The sequence below is a fragment of the Kitasatospora purpeofusca genome, from assembly GCF_034043715.1.
GTDB lineage: Bacteria > Actinomycetota > Actinomycetes > Streptomycetales > Streptomycetaceae > Kitasatospora > Kitasatospora purpeofusca_A.
In genome coordinates, this window is sequence record NZ_JAXCLC010000085.1 from 18,721 (window position 1) to 34,193 (window position 15,473).

The following is a 15,473-nucleotide window of genomic DNA, read 5'->3' on the forward strand; positions in this document are numbered from 1 at the left end:
GTCAACGTCCTCTCCGGGGCCGGCCGTACCTCCGGGGCCGGGTCCGCCCCACCGGACCCGGCCCCGCCGGTTCACCCGGCGGGCTGCTGCTGGGTGACGCAGTGGATCCCGCCGCCGCCCGCCCCGAGGCGGTCGATGTTGAGCTGCTCGACGGTGCGGCCCGGAAACAGCCGGGCGAGGGTGGCCCTGGCCGCGCTGTCGGCCCGGCTGTCGCCGAACTGGGCGGAGACCACCGCGTTGTTGCACAGGTAGTAGTTGGCGTAGGAGCCGACGAAGTTGGGGTCGGTGGAGCGGATGAGGTTGTAGTCGGGTCCCTGGATCTGGCTGACCGTGTACGGCGACCCCTGGGCGTTGGTGGCGGCTGACAGGATCCTGTACTGCTGGCGCGCGTCCTCCGACCAGGCGTCGGTGTCGCCCGCCGGCGGCATCTGGACCACACCCGTGGTACCGCCGAGGTAACGGGAGGTGGCGTCCACATGGTCGTCGGTGATGTCCTGGCCTGCGATGCCCGCGAACCAGATCACCTTGGAGGCGCCGAAGGCGGCGCACAGCGCGCTCTCGACCTGGGCCTGGGACTTGCCGGGGTTGCGGTTGGAGTTGAGGATGCTGCTGCGGGTGGCCATCAGGGTGCCGACCCCGTCGGCCTCCACGGCGCCGCCCTCGGCGACCAGCGCGGCGGCGGTGAACGGCAGGCCCAGGTAGGCGGCGACCCGCCCGGCGACCAGCGCGTCGTTGGCGTGGGTCTGGCGGTTGCCCCAGCCGTTGAAGTTGAGGCCGACGGTGTCGAGTCCGCCGGCGCCGTCGGTGCGGAAGACGGGGCCGGTGTCCCGCATCCAGCAGTCGTCGACCGGGATGTCCCCGATCACGGTGACCCCTGAACCGCACATCGACCGGGCCTTGGCGACACTCGCCGGGTTGGCGCACACGGTCACCGGTTCGTACTTCGCGATCGTCCTGGCGATCAGCGCGATGTCCGACTGGATGCCGCCGAGCTTGCCGCGCCAGATGCCGGTGCTGTCCGGCCAGGCCATCCAGGTGCGGGTGTGGCGCAGGGTGTCGATCGGCACCCGGAAGCCGGCGGCGGCCGAGGCGGCCCGGTCCGCCCCGGTGCCGCGGCGGTCGGCTGCGGCGACCGGCCCGCCGGTCGCGGCGGTGAGCGCGGTGCCGGCGGCGGCCAGGCCCGCGACGGCCAGGAACCGGCGGCGGCCGAGGCCGTCGGCCGTGCTGCCCCCGGTCGCCCGGTCGGTCGTCCCGTCCGCCGCGCTGTCGGTCGTACTGCCGGTCGTATTGCCGGATCTGGAGCGGTCGTCCATCACTACCTCCGTGTCAAGGCACCCTGCTCGTCGAGCAGTTGACCGAAAAGGTAGAACTGACCAAGCGCTCGGTCAATACTTTGCGCAGCTTCGGCCCCTCCCCCGGGGCCCGGCAGTCGTTACAGTGACCGCCATGGCGACACAGGCGACGGGCACGGACCCGGCCGGCACCCCGGACGCGACCGCCCCCCGGACGACCGGCGCAGGCCGCGCCCGGACCTCCGCCAAGGGCGAGCAGACCCGGGCCCGGCTGATCGCGGCGGCCCGGATCCTGCTCGCGGGCGGCGAGGCCGGCCGCTTCACCACCCGCAACGTGGCCGCGCTGTCCGGGGTCTCGCACGGGATGTGCCACTACCACTTCGCCGACCGCACCGACCTGATCGTGGCCGTGGTCGCGGACATCAGGCCCGAGTGGATCGCCCCGCTGGAGGAGGCCGTGGCCGGCCCGGGCGGCTACGCCGAGCGGGCCGAACGGGTACTGGCCCTGCTCACCCGCCCCGAGAGCCCCGACCTCGCCCGGCTGCACGCCGCCCTGCACTGGCTCGCCCTCAACGACGAGCGGGTCCGGGTCGCCCTGGAGGCCGAGTACGGGCGGTGGCGGTCCTGCTTCGTCCGACTGTTCCGGGCCCTGCTGGACGAACGCGGCGGCGACACCGACCCCGCCCCGCTCGGCGAGGCCTTCGCCGCCGCCGTGGACGGCATCGCCGCCATCGGCTCACTGGACGGCACGGTGGACACCGCGCGGGTGCTGCGCACCCTGCTGGACGCCCTGGCCTCGACGGTCGGACCGCACCGCTGAGACTCCCCGTCCCTCACGGACCCGCCCCGGCCGGCTCGGCGGCGTCGCCCCGTTTCCGGTGCTCGACCCGGCTGCCCGAGACGACCGTGACCACCAGGCACGCCGCGATGATGCCCTCCGCACAGAAGAAGGCCACATAGTCGATCAGCGAGCCGATCGGCGGCGCGCCGGGTGCCGCGTTGCGCATGCCGATCAGCGCGAACAGGGTCGCCGCCATCCACCCCAGCGAGGGCCACACCATGCCCTGCCGACCCCGGTAGAGCACCTCCGCCCCGGCCAGGACCGCCAGCGCGAGCGCCCACATCGCCGCGATCATGAACCAGGCCAGGATGAAGGTGCTCCGCGCCCTGGTCACCCGCCCCTCGAACACCGTGCCCTCCGCCCCGTACGGGGTGCCGGCCGGGCGGACGAAGAAGAACGGGTCGGCGTCGCCGAACACCACCCCGACGGGGACGGCGCCGGTGGCGTCCGCGGCCGAGAACAGCACCTCGAAGCGGTAGCGGTCGAAGGGGTAGTCGGTCGGGGTGCCGCCGTAGAGGTTGGCCGACACCGGCTTGGGTGTCGCCGCCTCCCCCGGCTCGGCCCGCAGTTCGGTGCGGGTCGTGGCGCGGACGGTGATGTCGACCCGGCGGGCGAAGGTGCCGGACTCCGGATCCTGGGCCAGGGTGCCGTGCGGGACGGGCACCACGTAGAGCGTCATCTCGCCGCCGGCGGGGTCGATGTCCTGGGAGGTGACGTCGAGTTCGACCCAGTCGCCGGTGGTGGGGAGGGAGAGTTCCCGGGTCTGCTGACGGGTGTTGCGCTCGTTGAAGTACAGGGCGATGCCGGCCGAGCAGAGCACGGCGAGGATCAGCAGGACGAGGAGGAAGCGGCGGTCCCGCAGCCGGCGCCCGCTCACGCCGGGCCGGAGCCGGGAGCGGGGGCGGTGCCGCTGCCGCTGCCGGGGCCGGAACTGGGGCCGGCGGGCTGCTGCTGGGTGGCGCAGTGGATGCCCCCGCCGCCGGAGGCGATGTGGTTGATGGACACCTGGGAGACCTTCCGGCCGGGGTGGAGGTCGCCGATGATGCCTGCCGCCCGGTCGTCGGCGGCCCGGTCGCCGAAGCGCGGCACGATGACGCCGCCGTTGCAGACGTAGTAGTTGAGGTAGGTGGCGAGGAAGTCCTTGCCGGCGCCGGGGATCAGGTCGAGGTCGGGCTCGGGGAGGTCGACCACCTTGAGGGTGCGGCCCCTGGCGTCCTTCGCCGAGGCGAGGACCTGGAGGGCCTGGTCGGAGGCGGTGGTCCAGATGTCGGGCGGGGTGTCCGGGCCGGGGCGGTGGATGACCACGGTACCGGGTTCGGCGAAGCGGGCAAGGGCGTCGATGTGGCAGTCCGTGATGTCCTGTCCGGCGACGCCCTGGAACCACAGCACGGTGCTGACGCCGAGCAGGTCCTTGAAGGCCGCCTCGACCTGGTCGCGGCTCCTGCCGGGGTTGCGGTTGGGGTTGACCCAGGAGCTCTCGGTGGCCATCAGGGTGCCCTCGCCGTCCACCTCGATGCCGCCGCCCTCGCCGGTGATCGGCGCCTGGATCCGCGGGATGCCGTAGTGGTCGAGGAGGTTGCGGGCGACCTGGCTGTCGTTGGCGTGGGTCTGCTTGTTGCCCCAGCCGTTGAAGTTGAGGTCGATCCCGGCGAGCCCCTGCGGGCCGGTGACGAAGGTCGGGCCGGTGTCGCGGGCCCACAGGTCGTCGACCATCAGTTCCAGCACCTCGACGGTGGAGCCGCAGGCCTGCCGGGCCTGCTCGGCCTGGTCGGGGCGGGCGAGCAGCACCACCGGCTCGAAGCCGGCAATGACGCGGGCCAGCCCGGCGATGTCCTCCCGGACGCCCGGCAGTTGGTCGCCCCACACCTCCTCCAGGGCCGGCCAGGCCATGAAGGTGCGGGTGTGCGGGGCCGACTCGGCCGGCATCGCGCGGGCGGCCGTGGCGCCCGGGCTGCCGGCGGCGGACGGCGCCGGGGACGAGGCGGTGCCGGCGGGGCTCGGCGGCTGCTCGTCGCCGCTGTCGGAGGAGCAGCCGCCGGTCAGGGCCAGTGCGGCGAGCACCGTCCCGGAGCGCAGCAGCGAACGGCGGGACGGCCCGGGGTGAGCCGGGCGGGCCGGGTGAGCCATGGGGCCTCGTTCCGGTAGGTGCCTGAGGGGGTACGGTCCCGCACGCTACTGAAAGCCGGGTCAGGCCCGGCTGCGGCAGGTACCCGCCATCGGGGTGAATCCCGGGGCCGCCACCGCCGGCCCCGGGAACGGGACGGGACCCCGGCCCGGCAGACCCCGAGCGGCTGCCGGGCCGGGGTCTGCCGGGCCGGGGGCTCACAGGGCCCGGCGTGCGGCGGCGATCCGGTCGGGATCCCAGCCGGGCCGGGGGACGGACTCCAGCAGCAGCCGGGTGTAGGCGTGCCGCGGTTCGGCGAGGACCTCGGTGGTGGGGCCGGCCTCGACGATCCGCCCGTGCCGCATGACCACGACCTCGTCGGTGACGCACCGGACCACGCCGAGGTCGTGGGTGATGAACAGGTAGCCGATGCCGGTCTGTTCGCGGATGTCGGCAAGCAGGTTGAGCACCTGGGCCTGGACCGAGACGTCCAGCGCGGCGACCGCCTCGTCCAGGACCAGGACGGCCGGCTGCACGGCCAGCGCCCGGGCGATGGCGACGCGCTGGCGCTGGCCGCCGGAGAGCTGCCGGGGCAGCGCCTCGACCGACCGGGTGCCGAGGCCGACCTGATCGAGGAGTTCCTCGACCCGGGCCTGGTGGTCGGTGCCGGGGAAGTGCAGCCGCAGGGTCTCCCGCAGGGCGGCCCCGACGCTGGTGCGCGGGTCCAGCGAGAGGTACGGGTCCTGGAAGACCATCTGGACCTCGCGTGCGCGGGCCAGCCGTTCGGCCTTCCCCCGCGCGCCGCCGGTGCGGGCCCGGCCCTTCACCAGGACCCGGCCCGCGTCGGCCCGTTCGAGGCCGACCACGATCCGGGCGGTGGTGGTCTTGCCGGAGCCGGACTCGCCGACGATGCCGAGCGAGCCGCCCGTGGGGAGGGTGAAGGAGACCTCGTCCACGGCCCGGACGGCGCCGAAGGTCCGGCACAGGCCGCTGACCTCCAGGGCGGGGACTCCCGGGGCGGCGGCACCCGGTACGGCGGTCCCGGAGGCTGCCTCAGACATCGGCGGGGCTCCCTTCGAGCGGATGGTGGCAGGCGGCCGGCTGCCCGGGCCGCCCGGGGGCCGGCCGCAGTGCGGGGGCCTCGTCCCGGCAGGTGCCGGTCGCGTACCGGCAGCGGGCGGCGAACGCGCAGCCGGTCAGCTCCTGCCGCAGGTCCGGCGGTTGGCCGTCGATGGCGGCGAGGCGCCCGGTCGGTCCGTCCAGCCGCGGGGTGGAGGAGAGCAGCGCCGCGGTGTAGGGGTGGCGGGGCCGTGCGAACAGGGCCTCGGCGGGTCCTGACTCGACGATCCGGCCGGCGTACATCACATAGACCCGGTCGCTGATGGCGGCGGCGAGGCCCAGGTCGTGGGTGACGAACAGCAGGCCGGTACCGAAGCGTTCGCGCAGCCGGTCCAGCAGGGCGATCACCTCGGCCTGACTGGTCACGTCGAGCGCGGTGGTGGGCTCGTCGGCGAGCAGCAGGACCGGGTCGCCCATCAGGGCGGCGGCGATCATGACGCGCTGGAGCATGCCGCCGGAGAGCGCGCCGGGGTGGCGGCGCATCAGCTCGGGCCCGAGGCCGACGGCGTCGAGGAGTTCGACGGCGCGCCGGTCGGCGTCGGCGGCGCCCATGGTGCCGGTGAGGCGGACGCTCTCGGTGAGGAAGTCGCCGATGCGGCGCAGCGGGTTGACGGCCGTCCGCGGGTCCTGGAAGACCATCGCGGCCCGGCCGGTGCGCAGTTCGCGCAGCCGGGCGGCGTCCATGGTGAGGACGTCCCGGCCGTCGACGAGGACCTCGCCGGCGGGGACGGCGCCGGGCGGCAGCAGGCCGAGGGCGGCGCGCGAGGTGAGGGACTTGCCGGAGCCGGACTCGCCGACCAGGGCGACGGTCTCGCCGGGGGCGACGGTGAGGTCGACGCCGTCGAGCACCGGGCGGGCGGTGCCGGGCAGCCGCAGGCGCAGCTCCCGGACGTCGAGGGCGTTCACGTGGTCCTCCGGGCGACCTGGTCGGCCCAGCGCTCGCCGACGACGTTGAAGGCGACGACGGTGAGCACGATGAGGAGGCAGGGCAGGACCGCGGAGAGCGGGTAGCCGTGCTGGATCGCGGTCTGGCCGTCGAAGACCATGCGGCCCCAGTCGGGGGTGAGGGCGGGGACGCCGAGTCCGAGGAAGGACAGGCCGGCCAGGTCCATGAGGGCGTATCCGAAGTTGACGGTGGACTGGGCGAGGACGATCGGCGCGATGTTGGGCAGGACGTGCCGCAGGCAGATCTGGAGGGCCGAGTGCCCCTGGACCTGGTAGGCGCAGACGTAGGGCCGCGCGCGCTCGGCCAGCACCAGGGAGCGGGTCAGGCGGGAGACGTAGGGCAGGTAGGCGATCGCGAGGGCGACGACGGGGGCGAGCAGGCCCTCGCCGTACACGGTGACGATCAGGATGGCGAGCAGCATGCCGGGGAAGGCGAAGACGAGTTCGGTGCCGCGGGACAGCACGGAGTCGATCCAGCCACCGCGCCAGCCCGCGAGGAGGCCGACGGCCACGCCGGCGACGGTGGAGAAGGCGACCACGCCGAGCGGGCCGAGGAGGGAGGTGCGGGCGCCGGTCAGCAGCCGGGCGAGGGTGTCGCGGCCGGCCGCGTCCGCACCGAGCAGGTGGTCGGCGGAGGGTCCGGCGAGGGCGTCGCCGAGGTCGACGGCGTTCGGGTCGCCGGGTGCCAGCCAGGGGGCGAGCAGCGCGGCGAGCACGACCAGGGCGGCGAGGCCGAGGCAGATCCGGAAGAGCGGGGCGCGGGCGGACTTGATCCGGGCGAGGCCGGGCCGCCGGGTGAGGGCGGCACTCACGCGTCGGACCTCCTGGCGCCGAGGGCGACCCGGGGGTCGACCAGCGGGTGGAGCAGGTCGACGAGCAGGTTCACGGTCATGAACAGGGCCACGATGATCAGGGAGATGGCCTGGACGGTCGGGAAGTCCTTGGTGGTGGTGGAGAGTTCGAGGAGCTGGCCGAGGCCGCCGACGCTGAACGCGGACTCCACCAGGATCGTGCAGACCAGCAGGGTGGAGACGATCAGGCCGCCGGTGGTGAGCACGGTGCCCAGCGAGTTGCGGAACACGTGCCGGCGGATCACCTCGCGTTCGGGTACGCCCCGGCTGCGGGCGACGGTGACGTGCTCGCCCTCCAGGGCGTCCAGCATCGCGGATCGGGTGACCCGGGCGAGCATGCCGATCAGGTAGAGCGCGAGGGCGATCGCGGGCAGGGTGAGGTGCCAGGCCGTGTCGAGCAGTCCCTCGCCCGCGCCGCTGCTGGGGAACCAGCCCAGCTTGACCGCGAACAGGCCCTGGAGCAGCACCGCGGCGACGAACGAGGGGGTGCCGACGGCGAGGGTGGTGGTGACCAGGATCGCGGAGTCGGTCGCGCCGCCGCGGACGGCGCCGGTCCAGCCGAGCACCAGTCCGATCACGACGACCACCAGCAGGGCCATGGCCACCAGCAGCAGGGTGACGGGCAGGCGGTCGGCGAGCAGGCCCGACACGTCGGTGCGGTAGGTGAGGGAGCGTCCGAAGTCGCCCTGCAGCACCTGGCCGAGCCAGCGGAGGTAGCGCACCAGGAAGGGGTCGTCCAGGTGGTACTGCTCGTTGATCGCGCGCAGGGCGGCCGGGGAGGCGGAGCGCCCGGACAGCAGGAAGCTCGCCGGGCTGCCCGGCGCCAGGTACATCGCCCCGAAGACGACGAAGGAGGCGGCGAGCAGGGTGGCGGCCATTTCGACCAGCCGTCGGACGGCGAATCGCAGGAAGGTCACCGTGCGGCCCCCACGTCGGCGGCCCACGGGTAGTACAGGTAGGAGATGGTGGTCGGGGCGCCGGTGATGCGCTTGTTCAGGAAGACGGCGGTGGGCCACTCGGCGACCGGGATCCACAGCAGCTTCTCGGAGGCGGTCCGCTGGAGCTGCGCCTCGAGGGCGCCGCGCCCGGCCGGGTCGTACTCGGCGGAAGCCTGGTCGACCAGTTCGTCGTAGGCCGGGTCGCTGTAGCCGGCGAAGTTCTGGTAGGCGCCGGTGCGGAAGTTGGCGAGCAGGTCGAGCGGGTCGGTGATGGAGTCGTAGTACGTCTCCGGGAACATGTCCAGGCCCTCGCGCGCCTCGGGGTCGGTGAACAGGGAGGTGAAGGCGTTCGGGGCGACGGTCCGCAGCTGGATGTTGAGGCCGATCCGGGCACCGGCGGACTGGACGGCGGTGGCGAGCAGCGAGACGTCCTGGCCGATGCTGCTGGTGGCGACGGTGAGCGTCCGGCCGCTCGCGCCGGCCTCCTCGACCAGGGCCTTGGCGCGCTCGATGTCCTGGGTGGTGGGGGTGAGGTGGGCGAAGGCGGTGGTGCGGACGTCCTCAGGCAGGCCGGCCCAGGCGGCTCTGGTGGTGAGCGAGCCGGTGACGGTGCCGGCGCCGGAGAGGCCGGTGCGGACGAAGCCGGAGCGGTCGAGGGCCAGCGACAGCGCCTGGCGGACCCGGAGGTCGCCGAGCGGGCCGGCCATGCTGGTGACGTTGAGGTTGACGGTGCTGAGGCCCTCGCCGAAGTACAGGGTGCCGGTGCCGCCGTCGCGGAGCCGGTCGTAGCTCTCGGTGGGGATCAGGTAGCCGCCGTCGACCTCGCCGCTGAGCATGGCGTTGGTGCGCGCGGAGGGGTCGGTGAGGAAGCGGATGACGACCTTGCCGGCCTTGGCCCGGTCGCCCCAGTAGCCGTCGAAGCGCCGGAGTTCGATCGACTGGCCCTTGGTCCAGCTGCCGAGCTCGAACGGGCCGGTGCAGTCGAGGCTGCCGCTGGTGCCGTAGTCCCGGCCGGCCGCCTCCACCCCGGCCTTGGCGGCGACGGCGCCGGCGGCGGTGGCCATGTACTGCGGGAACTGGGAGTCGGGCCGCTTGAGCTTGACAGTGACCTGGAGCGGGCCGGTCGCGGTGACGGTGTCGACGTTCTGGAAGGACTGCGCCCAGGCCGCCGCGTTGTCGGGGTTCATCTGCCGGCCGAGGCTGTACACGACGTCCTCGGCGGTCATCACCGAGCCGTCGTGGAAGTGCACGCCGGAGCGCAGGTCGTAAACCCAGGTGGTGGGGTCGGGGTTGGACGCCTTCTCGGCCAGGCCGGGGGCCAGGGTGAGCCGGGGCGTCCAGCGCATCAGGCTCTCGCAGACGTTGGACAGGACGGTGTTCTGCGGGTAGTCGAAGGCCTGGAGGTAGTCCAGGGTGGGCGGCTCGGCGTAGGTGGCCCAGGTGAAGGAGTCGATGTCGCCGGCGGCCGGCGGGCTGGAGGGCGACAGCCGGAGGTCGGCCCGGTCGGCGGATCCGCCGCGGGGAGGCCCCGAGCAGGCGGCGAGCAGGGCCGCGGCGCCGAGCAGCGCGGTGGCGACGGCGAGCGGGCGCCGGGGCCGGGTGCGTCCGGCAGGTGCGGTGGGAGTCATGAGGGTGGTTCTCCGTTCGCTGGCTGGGTCAGGCACGGGCGGCCGGGAGCTGCTGGGTGATGCAGTGGATGCCACCGCCGCCGAAGGCGATCACCCGGGCCCGCACGCCGACGACCTTGCGGTCGGGGAAGGCGGCGGCGATCGCGGCGAGCGCGCCGGCGTCCTGGGGGTGGTCGGCGACGGGGACGACGACACCGCCGTTGGCCAGGTAGAAGTTCAGGTAGCCGACCTCGACCCGGGCGTCGTCCACCTCGACGAAGGCGGACTGGGTGATGTCGACGATCTCGAACGGGCGGCCCTGGGCGTCGGTGGAGTGCTCCAGCACCGTGCGGTTGGCGCGCATCCGCACGTAGTCGGGGTGCCCGGGGTCGGCGGGCAGCTGCACCACGACCTTGCCGGGGGCGGCGAAGGCGCAGACGCCGTCCACGTGGCCGTCGGTCTCGGTGTCCAGGGCGCCGCCGTAGGGCAACCAGATGATCTTGGTGACGCCGAGCCGGGCCCGCAGCTCGGCCTCGATCTCCTGGCGGCCCAGCTCGGGGTTGCGGTTGGGGTGGAGCAGGCACTGCTCGGTGGTGATGAGCGTGCCCTCGCCGTCGACGGTGATCGCGCCGCCTTCGAGGACCATCCCGGAGCGGATCGCCGGCACGTCGAGGTGCTCCAGCAGCAGGCCGCCGATCCGGTCGTCGGCGTCCCAGGGGTGGTGCTTGCGGCCCCAGGCGTTGAAGCGGAAGTCGACGCCGGCCCGGCGGCCCTCCTCGTCCAGCACGAAGATCGGCGCGGAGTCGCGGAACCAGGAGTCGTCCAGGGGGAGTTCGACCACGGTCAGGTCCGGGCCGCACAGGGCGCGGGCCTCGTCGCCGTGGCCGGGCGGGGCCACCATGGTGACCGGCTCGAACTCCGCGACGGCCAGGGCGACGGCCGCGTACTCGCGCTTCGCCTCGTCGAGGCTGTCGCCCCACAGGTCCGGCCGGACCGGCCAGGCCATCAGGCAGCCGTCGTGCTCGGTCCACTCGGCGGGCATGCGGTGGGTCATGGGGGTCCTCGTTCTCTTCGGGTCCGGCCGGGCCCGGCCGGTGCGTCGGGTGCGCGGGGCGGCCGGCCGGGTGCGGGTGGGCTGTGCGGGGGGTGGGCTGTGCGGGGGTGGTCAGCGCAGCGGCGGGACGGACGGCTGGGACTGGGTGGCGCAGTGGATCCCGCCGCCGCCGGAGGCGATGTTGTCGATGTCGACCTGGACGATGTCGCGGGTCGGGAACTCGGCCTGGAGGATGGCGCGGGCCTTCGCGTCGGCGGCGGCGTGGCCGAACCGGGGGACGAACACGGCTCCGTTGGCCACATAGAAGTTGCTGTAGCTTGCGAGGAACTCCTTGCCGAGGTCGCGGCCGCGGATCCGGCTCCGGTCCGGGGCGGGCAGCTCGGTCACGGTCAGCGCGCGGCCGCGGGCGTCGGTGGCGGTGCGCAGGGCCCGCGCGGCCTGCTCGTAGACCTTGACCCAGACCTGGTCCGTGCCGGGTCCTGGCCGGTCGAGCAGGACGCGTCCGGGAGCGGTGAAGCGGGCCAGGCAGTCGATGTGGGCGTCCGTGATGTCCTGGCCGGCCACGCCGTCCAGCCAGATGACCTTGTCCATCCCGAGCGTCGTACGCAGGGCGCTTTCGACCTCGTCCTGGGACCTGCCGGGGTTGCGGTTGGGGTTCACCCAGGAGCTGACGGTGGCCAGCAGGGTGCCCTCCCCGTCGGTCTCCAGGGCGCCGCCCTCACCGACGAAGGGGGCCTGGATCCGGTCCACCCCGTACTCGGCGAGGAGGGTGCCCGCGACGGCGGCGTCCTCGGCGTACCGCTGGTAGTAGGGGGTGCCGTCCTTCCCCCAGCCGTTGAAGTTGGTGTCGACGCCGGCGATCGTGCCCGGCCCGACCACGAAGGTCGGCCCGAAGTCGCGGATCCAGAGATCGTCGTTGGAGATCTCGACCACGGTGATGCGGTGGTAGGCGCCGGGCCCGCAGTAGTAGCGGGCGTCGGCGGCCTGCCCGGGGCGGGCCAGCACGACGACCGGCTCGTAGCGGGAGATCTCGTGGGCGAGCCTGGCGATGTCGTCGCGGACGGCCGACAGCTGGGTCCGCCAGACCGAGGGCAGGGCCGGCCAGGCCATGAAGGTGCGGTCGTGCCGGTCGCTCTCGGCGGGCATCCGCAGCAGCGGCGCGGCGGCCGGGGCGGCGGCGCTGTCGGACGCCGGGGCGGCGGCCGCCCGGGCGACGGCCGGGAGGGCGGAACCGAGGGCGATCAGGGGTACCGCGGCGGCGCCGAACCGGAGCAGGCCGCGACGCGAGGGGGTGGGGGTGTGCATGGCGCGCTCCCTGGCAGAAGGTGGGAGGTGTGGGGGTTGCCCCGCATCCTGCACCGAACTGAAAATTCAGTCAAGCATTTGATTCAAGGCTTACCGAGAACCCTGAAACGATCATCAGGAACCTGGTCCGACCAGCCAGGAAGCGCGTAGAGTGGGCGCCCATGTCGGACCGTCGGACAGAAATACTCAGAGCCGCCACCCGCGCGATCGCCCGCCGAGGGGTCCGCGGACTGCGGGTGGGCGAGCTGGCCGCCGAGGCCGGCGTGTCCACCTCGCTCATCTACTACCACTTCGGCGACCGGGCCGGACTGCTGCGCCGGACCCTGGACTTCATCAGCGACCGCGCCGACCACTACACCGCCGAGCCGGACCCCGCGCCACGTACCGAAGACCCCAGGGCCGACCTGGAACAGGTCCTGCTGCTGGAACTCCAGGACACCGTCGACGTGCGCGAGAACAGCATCGCCTGGGGCGAGTTGAGAGCCACCGCGGTCTTCGAGCCGGACCTCCGCGAGGACCTCGCGAGGACCACCCACACCTGGGTGCACGATGTCGCCGAACTGCTCGCCCGGGCCGACCCCGGCGGCACCGCCCCGGCCCACGCGGCCGCCGCCGAGCGGCTGACCGCGCTGGTCGAGGGCCTCAGCGTGCGCTGGCACAGCGGCTCACTGCCGGTCGGGCACGCCCGACTGCTGCTGCGCGGGGCGATCGGGGCGGAACTGGACCGGCCCGGCCGGCCCGCTTCCACCGGCCCGGCGGCCGTGGCCGGAGTGGGCACCGGGGCCGGATTCGGTCGATCCTGACGAAACCTCTAAACTCGGCGGCACCGCGCATGCCGGACGTCCCTCTCGCAGGGCCCGTCCGGCCTCCACCCCGTCCCACACCCGGCCCGCTCGCCCCCGCCCCAGCCGCTCCCGGGCCCGGCCGGGGCGCCCGCGCCCAGCCCAGCCGAGCCCGCCGAGAGAGGCAGCCCGCATGCCCGCCGACCGATCCCCCTTCACCACGCCGCCGGTCTTCCAGGAGCTGACCCCGGACGACCCCCGCGAGGTCGGCGGCTACCGGCTGTACGCCCGGCTCGGCGCCGGCGGGATGGGCCGGGTCTACCTGTCCTACACCCCCGGCGGGCGGCCGGTCGCCCTCAAGGTGGTCCGGCCCGAGCTCGCCGAGGACCCGGAGTTCCGGGCCCGCTTCGCCCAGGAGGTGGCCAGCGCCCGGCGGATCCACGGCCTCTTCACCGCCCAGCTGGTCGACGCGGGCGTGGACGCCGCCACCCCTTGGCTGGCCACCACCTACGTACCGGGGCCGTCCCTGCAGCAGGTGGTGCAGCGCTTCGGCCCGCTCCCCGAACGGACGGTGCTGCTGCTGATCGCCGGCATCGCCGAGGCGCTCCAGGCGATCCACGCCACCGGGGTGGTGCACCGCGACCTCAAGCCGGGCAACGTCCTGATCGCCTCCGACGGCCCCAGGGTGATCGACTTCGGCATCGCCCGGGCGGCCGACGCGGGGGCGCTCACCGGCACCGGCCTGCGCATCGGCTCGCCCGCGTACATGGCGCCCGAGCAGGCCACCGGCCGGCCCGCGACCCCGGCCACCGACGTCTACGCGCTCGGCGCCCTGGCCGTCCACGTCGCGACCGGCGCCCCGCCGTTCGGTGACGGCCCGGACCCGGCGACGCTCTACCGGACCGTGCACGAGGAGCCCGACCTCGGCCCGGTCCCGGAGGGCCTGCGCGGACTGCTGCTGAGCTGCCTCGCCAAGCGGCCCGAGGACCGCCCGACCACCGCCGCGGTGATCGCCGCCGTCCGCGAGCACCCGGCCGTCGCCGGGCACCTGCGGTTCGGCGACGACTGGCTGCCGCACCCGCTGACCAGCCAGATCACCCGGCACGCCGAGCTGCCGCGGGTACCGGCCGAGGCGGCCGGCGGGCCCGCCGGTGGGCGCACCGGCGGCGACCCGGACCAGGCCCCGACGGTGCTCGCCCCGCGGTCGGCGGCGGCCCCGACCCTGGTGGCGCCGACGCTGCCGCCCCTGGACGACGGCCCCACCGGCGATCCGGTCGGCGATCCGGTCGCCAGCCGCGCCCGGGCGAGGCCGCGCCCCGGACGGGGCCTCGGGCGCACCGCGATGACCGCCGTCGTCGCGCTGACCGTCGGCGCCGCGGCGACGGTGCTGCTGCTGGACAGCCCGGAGACGGTGGAGGCCGCGACCTCGGAGGACCTGGTGGCCGCCGCCCCCTCGCCCGGCGCGCCCGCGTCCGCCTCCGCACCGGCCTCCCCGCCGGCCCCGGCCACGCCGACCGCGTCCGCCACGCCGACCCCCTCCGCGACCCCGACGCCGGGCGCCGACTACGCGGTCGCCTACCGCGCGGCCGAGCTGACCTCGACGGACGCCGGCTACGAGTTCGACCTCGCGACCGGCACCGTGGTCCCGGCCGACAGCGTGGCCTGGTACCTGGGCCGGGGCGAGAACGAGTTCCTGGTCCCGGAGACCGCCGACTCCTACGTCGGCCGGGACGCCGCCCTGGGGGTGGCCGAGTGCGTCAAGGGACTGAGCAGCCGGCCGACCGGGCGGGTGCCGTTCGGCGCCCTCGGCCCCCGGGGGTCCTTCTGCGTCCGGTCGGCCGACGGCCGGTCGCTCGCCGTGGTCCGGGTGCTCTCCACCGCGGGCACCGAGGGGCCGGTCAGAGTGTCCGTGGACCACTACCGCCGCAACGGCTGAACACGCCCCCTACCGCCGCAACGGCTGAACACGCCCGCCGCCTCCGGCCGGACTGCTCCCGGCCGGAGGCTTAGCCTCCTACTGCAGCTTGACTGATTTTTCAGTCAGTGCCACAGTGCAGTCCCCGGCGATACCGGACAACTCGTCCGCCGCCGGCCCGGCGCCGCACCGGCGCTCCCCGGAGCCCCGCCCCCTCGACGCCGGACCGAACCGCTCCCAGCCCCACCGGAGTCCACCGTGTCCCACGCCTCCCCCGCCCGTCGCACCGTCCTGCGTTCGCTCGCCGGCGCCGGCCTGATCGCGCTCGGCGCGTCCGGCTGCGCCGCCGTGGACGACCTGATCGACCCGGCCGAGCCCTCCTCCCCCGCCACCGACCGCCCGGCCGGCGGCGGTCCCCAAGGCGGTCCCCAAGGCGGTCCCGGGGGCACGTCCGGACAGGGGCGCCGGCTCGGCGCCGAGTGGGAGAAGCACGAGCGGACCGTGATGTCCTGGCCCGCCTCCGAGGACGTCTGGGGCGAGCACCTCGCCGCCGTCCGCAAGGACATCGCCGAGGTGGCGCGGGCCGTCGGCGAGCGCGAGCCGGTGGTCCTGCTCGTCCGGCCCGGCCAGGAGTCCTCGGCCCGCAACGCCTGCGGCTCCGACGTCGAACTGCTCACCGTCCCGGTCGACGACCTGTGGGCGCGGGACACCGTGCCGGTC

At 74.5% G+C, this 15,473-nt stretch carries 14 protein-coding genes; 4 read left to right on the forward strand and 10 right to left on the reverse strand.

Annotated features, from left to right (window positions below):
* Nucleotides 1–71: 71 nt before the first annotated feature.
* A complete protein-coding gene (locus tag SM793_RS31740) occupies nt 72–1,313 on the reverse strand; it encodes an agmatine deiminase family protein (protein ID WP_320441773.1) in 1,242 nt (413 codons plus the stop codon).
* Between the two features lie 133 nt (nt 1,314–1,446).
* On the opposite strand from SM793_RS31740, the gene SM793_RS31745 reads away from it, so the two are divergent.
* Nucleotides 1,447–2,112 (forward strand): TetR/AcrR family transcriptional regulator, encoded by a 666-nt coding sequence (locus tag SM793_RS31745; protein ID WP_320441774.1) that lies wholly within the window; start codon nt 1,447–1,449, stop codon nt 2,110–2,112.
* Nucleotides 2,113–2,125: 13 nt separating this feature from the next.
* On the opposite strand, the gene SM793_RS31750 is transcribed toward SM793_RS31745, so the two are convergent.
* The 9 genes from SM793_RS31750 to SM793_RS31790 form a co-directional block, all read right to left on the reverse strand.
* Nucleotides 2,126–3,010 carry a DUF4436 family protein gene (locus tag SM793_RS31750; RefSeq protein ID WP_320441775.1) on the reverse strand — a complete coding sequence of 295 codons (885 nt, stop codon included), beginning with the start codon at nt 3,008–3,010 and terminating at the stop codon, nt 2,126–2,128.
* Nucleotides 3,007–4,260, reverse strand: coding sequence for an agmatine deiminase family protein (locus SM793_RS31755; RefSeq protein ID WP_320441776.1), 1,254 nt, complete (start codon nt 4,258–4,260; stop codon nt 3,007–3,009). The genes SM793_RS31750 and SM793_RS31755 overlap by 4 nt, the downstream gene beginning before the upstream one ends.
* Nucleotides 4,261–4,455: 195 nt before the next feature.
* Nucleotides 4,456–5,298: an ABC transporter ATP-binding protein gene (locus tag SM793_RS31760; RefSeq protein WP_320441777.1), complete on the reverse strand. Its 843-nt coding sequence runs from the start codon at nt 5,296–5,298 to the stop codon at nt 4,456–4,458.
* Nucleotides 5,291–6,262: an ABC transporter ATP-binding protein gene (locus tag SM793_RS31765; protein ID WP_320441778.1), complete on the reverse strand. Its 972-nt coding sequence runs from the start codon at nt 6,260–6,262 to the stop codon at nt 5,291–5,293. The genes SM793_RS31760 and SM793_RS31765 overlap by 8 nt, the downstream gene beginning before the upstream one ends.
* Nucleotides 6,259–7,113: an ABC transporter permease gene (locus SM793_RS31770; protein ID WP_320441779.1), complete on the reverse strand. Its 855-nt coding sequence runs from the start codon at nt 7,111–7,113 to the stop codon at nt 6,259–6,261. The genes SM793_RS31765 and SM793_RS31770 overlap by 4 nt, the downstream gene beginning before the upstream one ends.
* Nucleotides 7,110–8,069 (reverse strand): ABC transporter permease, encoded by a 960-nt coding sequence (locus SM793_RS31775; RefSeq protein ID WP_320441780.1) that lies wholly within the window; start codon nt 8,067–8,069, stop codon nt 7,110–7,112. The genes SM793_RS31770 and SM793_RS31775 overlap by 4 nt, the downstream gene beginning before the upstream one ends.
* Nucleotides 8,066–9,718 carry an ABC transporter substrate-binding protein gene (locus tag SM793_RS31780; RefSeq protein WP_320441781.1) on the reverse strand — a complete coding sequence of 551 codons (1,653 nt, stop codon included), beginning with the start codon at nt 9,716–9,718 and terminating at the stop codon, nt 8,066–8,068. Before SM793_RS31780 ends, SM793_RS31775 begins: the two co-directional genes overlap by 4 nt.
* A 28-nt stretch (nt 9,719–9,746) precedes the next feature.
* Nucleotides 9,747–10,751 carry an agmatine deiminase family protein gene (locus SM793_RS31785; RefSeq protein ID WP_320441782.1) on the reverse strand — a complete coding sequence of 335 codons (1,005 nt, stop codon included), beginning with the start codon at nt 10,749–10,751 and terminating at the stop codon, nt 9,747–9,749.
* 111 nt (nt 10,752–10,862) lie between these two features.
* Nucleotides 10,863–12,056, reverse strand: coding sequence for an agmatine deiminase family protein (locus SM793_RS31790; RefSeq protein WP_320441783.1), 1,194 nt, complete (start codon nt 12,054–12,056; stop codon nt 10,863–10,865).
* A 161-nt stretch (nt 12,057–12,217) separates the two neighbouring features.
* Here SM793_RS31790 and SM793_RS31795 point away from each other — a divergent pair, with 161 nt between their 5' ends.
* From SM793_RS31795 to SM793_RS31805, 3 genes are all read left to right on the forward strand, one after another.
* Nucleotides 12,218–12,859 carry a TetR/AcrR family transcriptional regulator gene (locus SM793_RS31795; protein WP_320441784.1) on the forward strand — a complete coding sequence of 214 codons (642 nt, stop codon included), beginning with the start codon at nt 12,218–12,220 and terminating at the stop codon, nt 12,857–12,859.
* A gap of 172 nt (nt 12,860–13,031) precedes the next feature.
* A complete protein-coding gene (locus tag SM793_RS31800; protein ID WP_320441785.1) occupies nt 13,032–14,774 on the forward strand; it encodes a serine/threonine-protein kinase in 1,743 nt (580 codons plus the stop codon).
* 237 nt (nt 14,775–15,011) lie between these two features.
* The coding region (locus SM793_RS31805; protein WP_320441786.1) for an agmatine deiminase family protein at nt 15,012–15,473 on the forward strand (462 nt) is incomplete at its 3' end.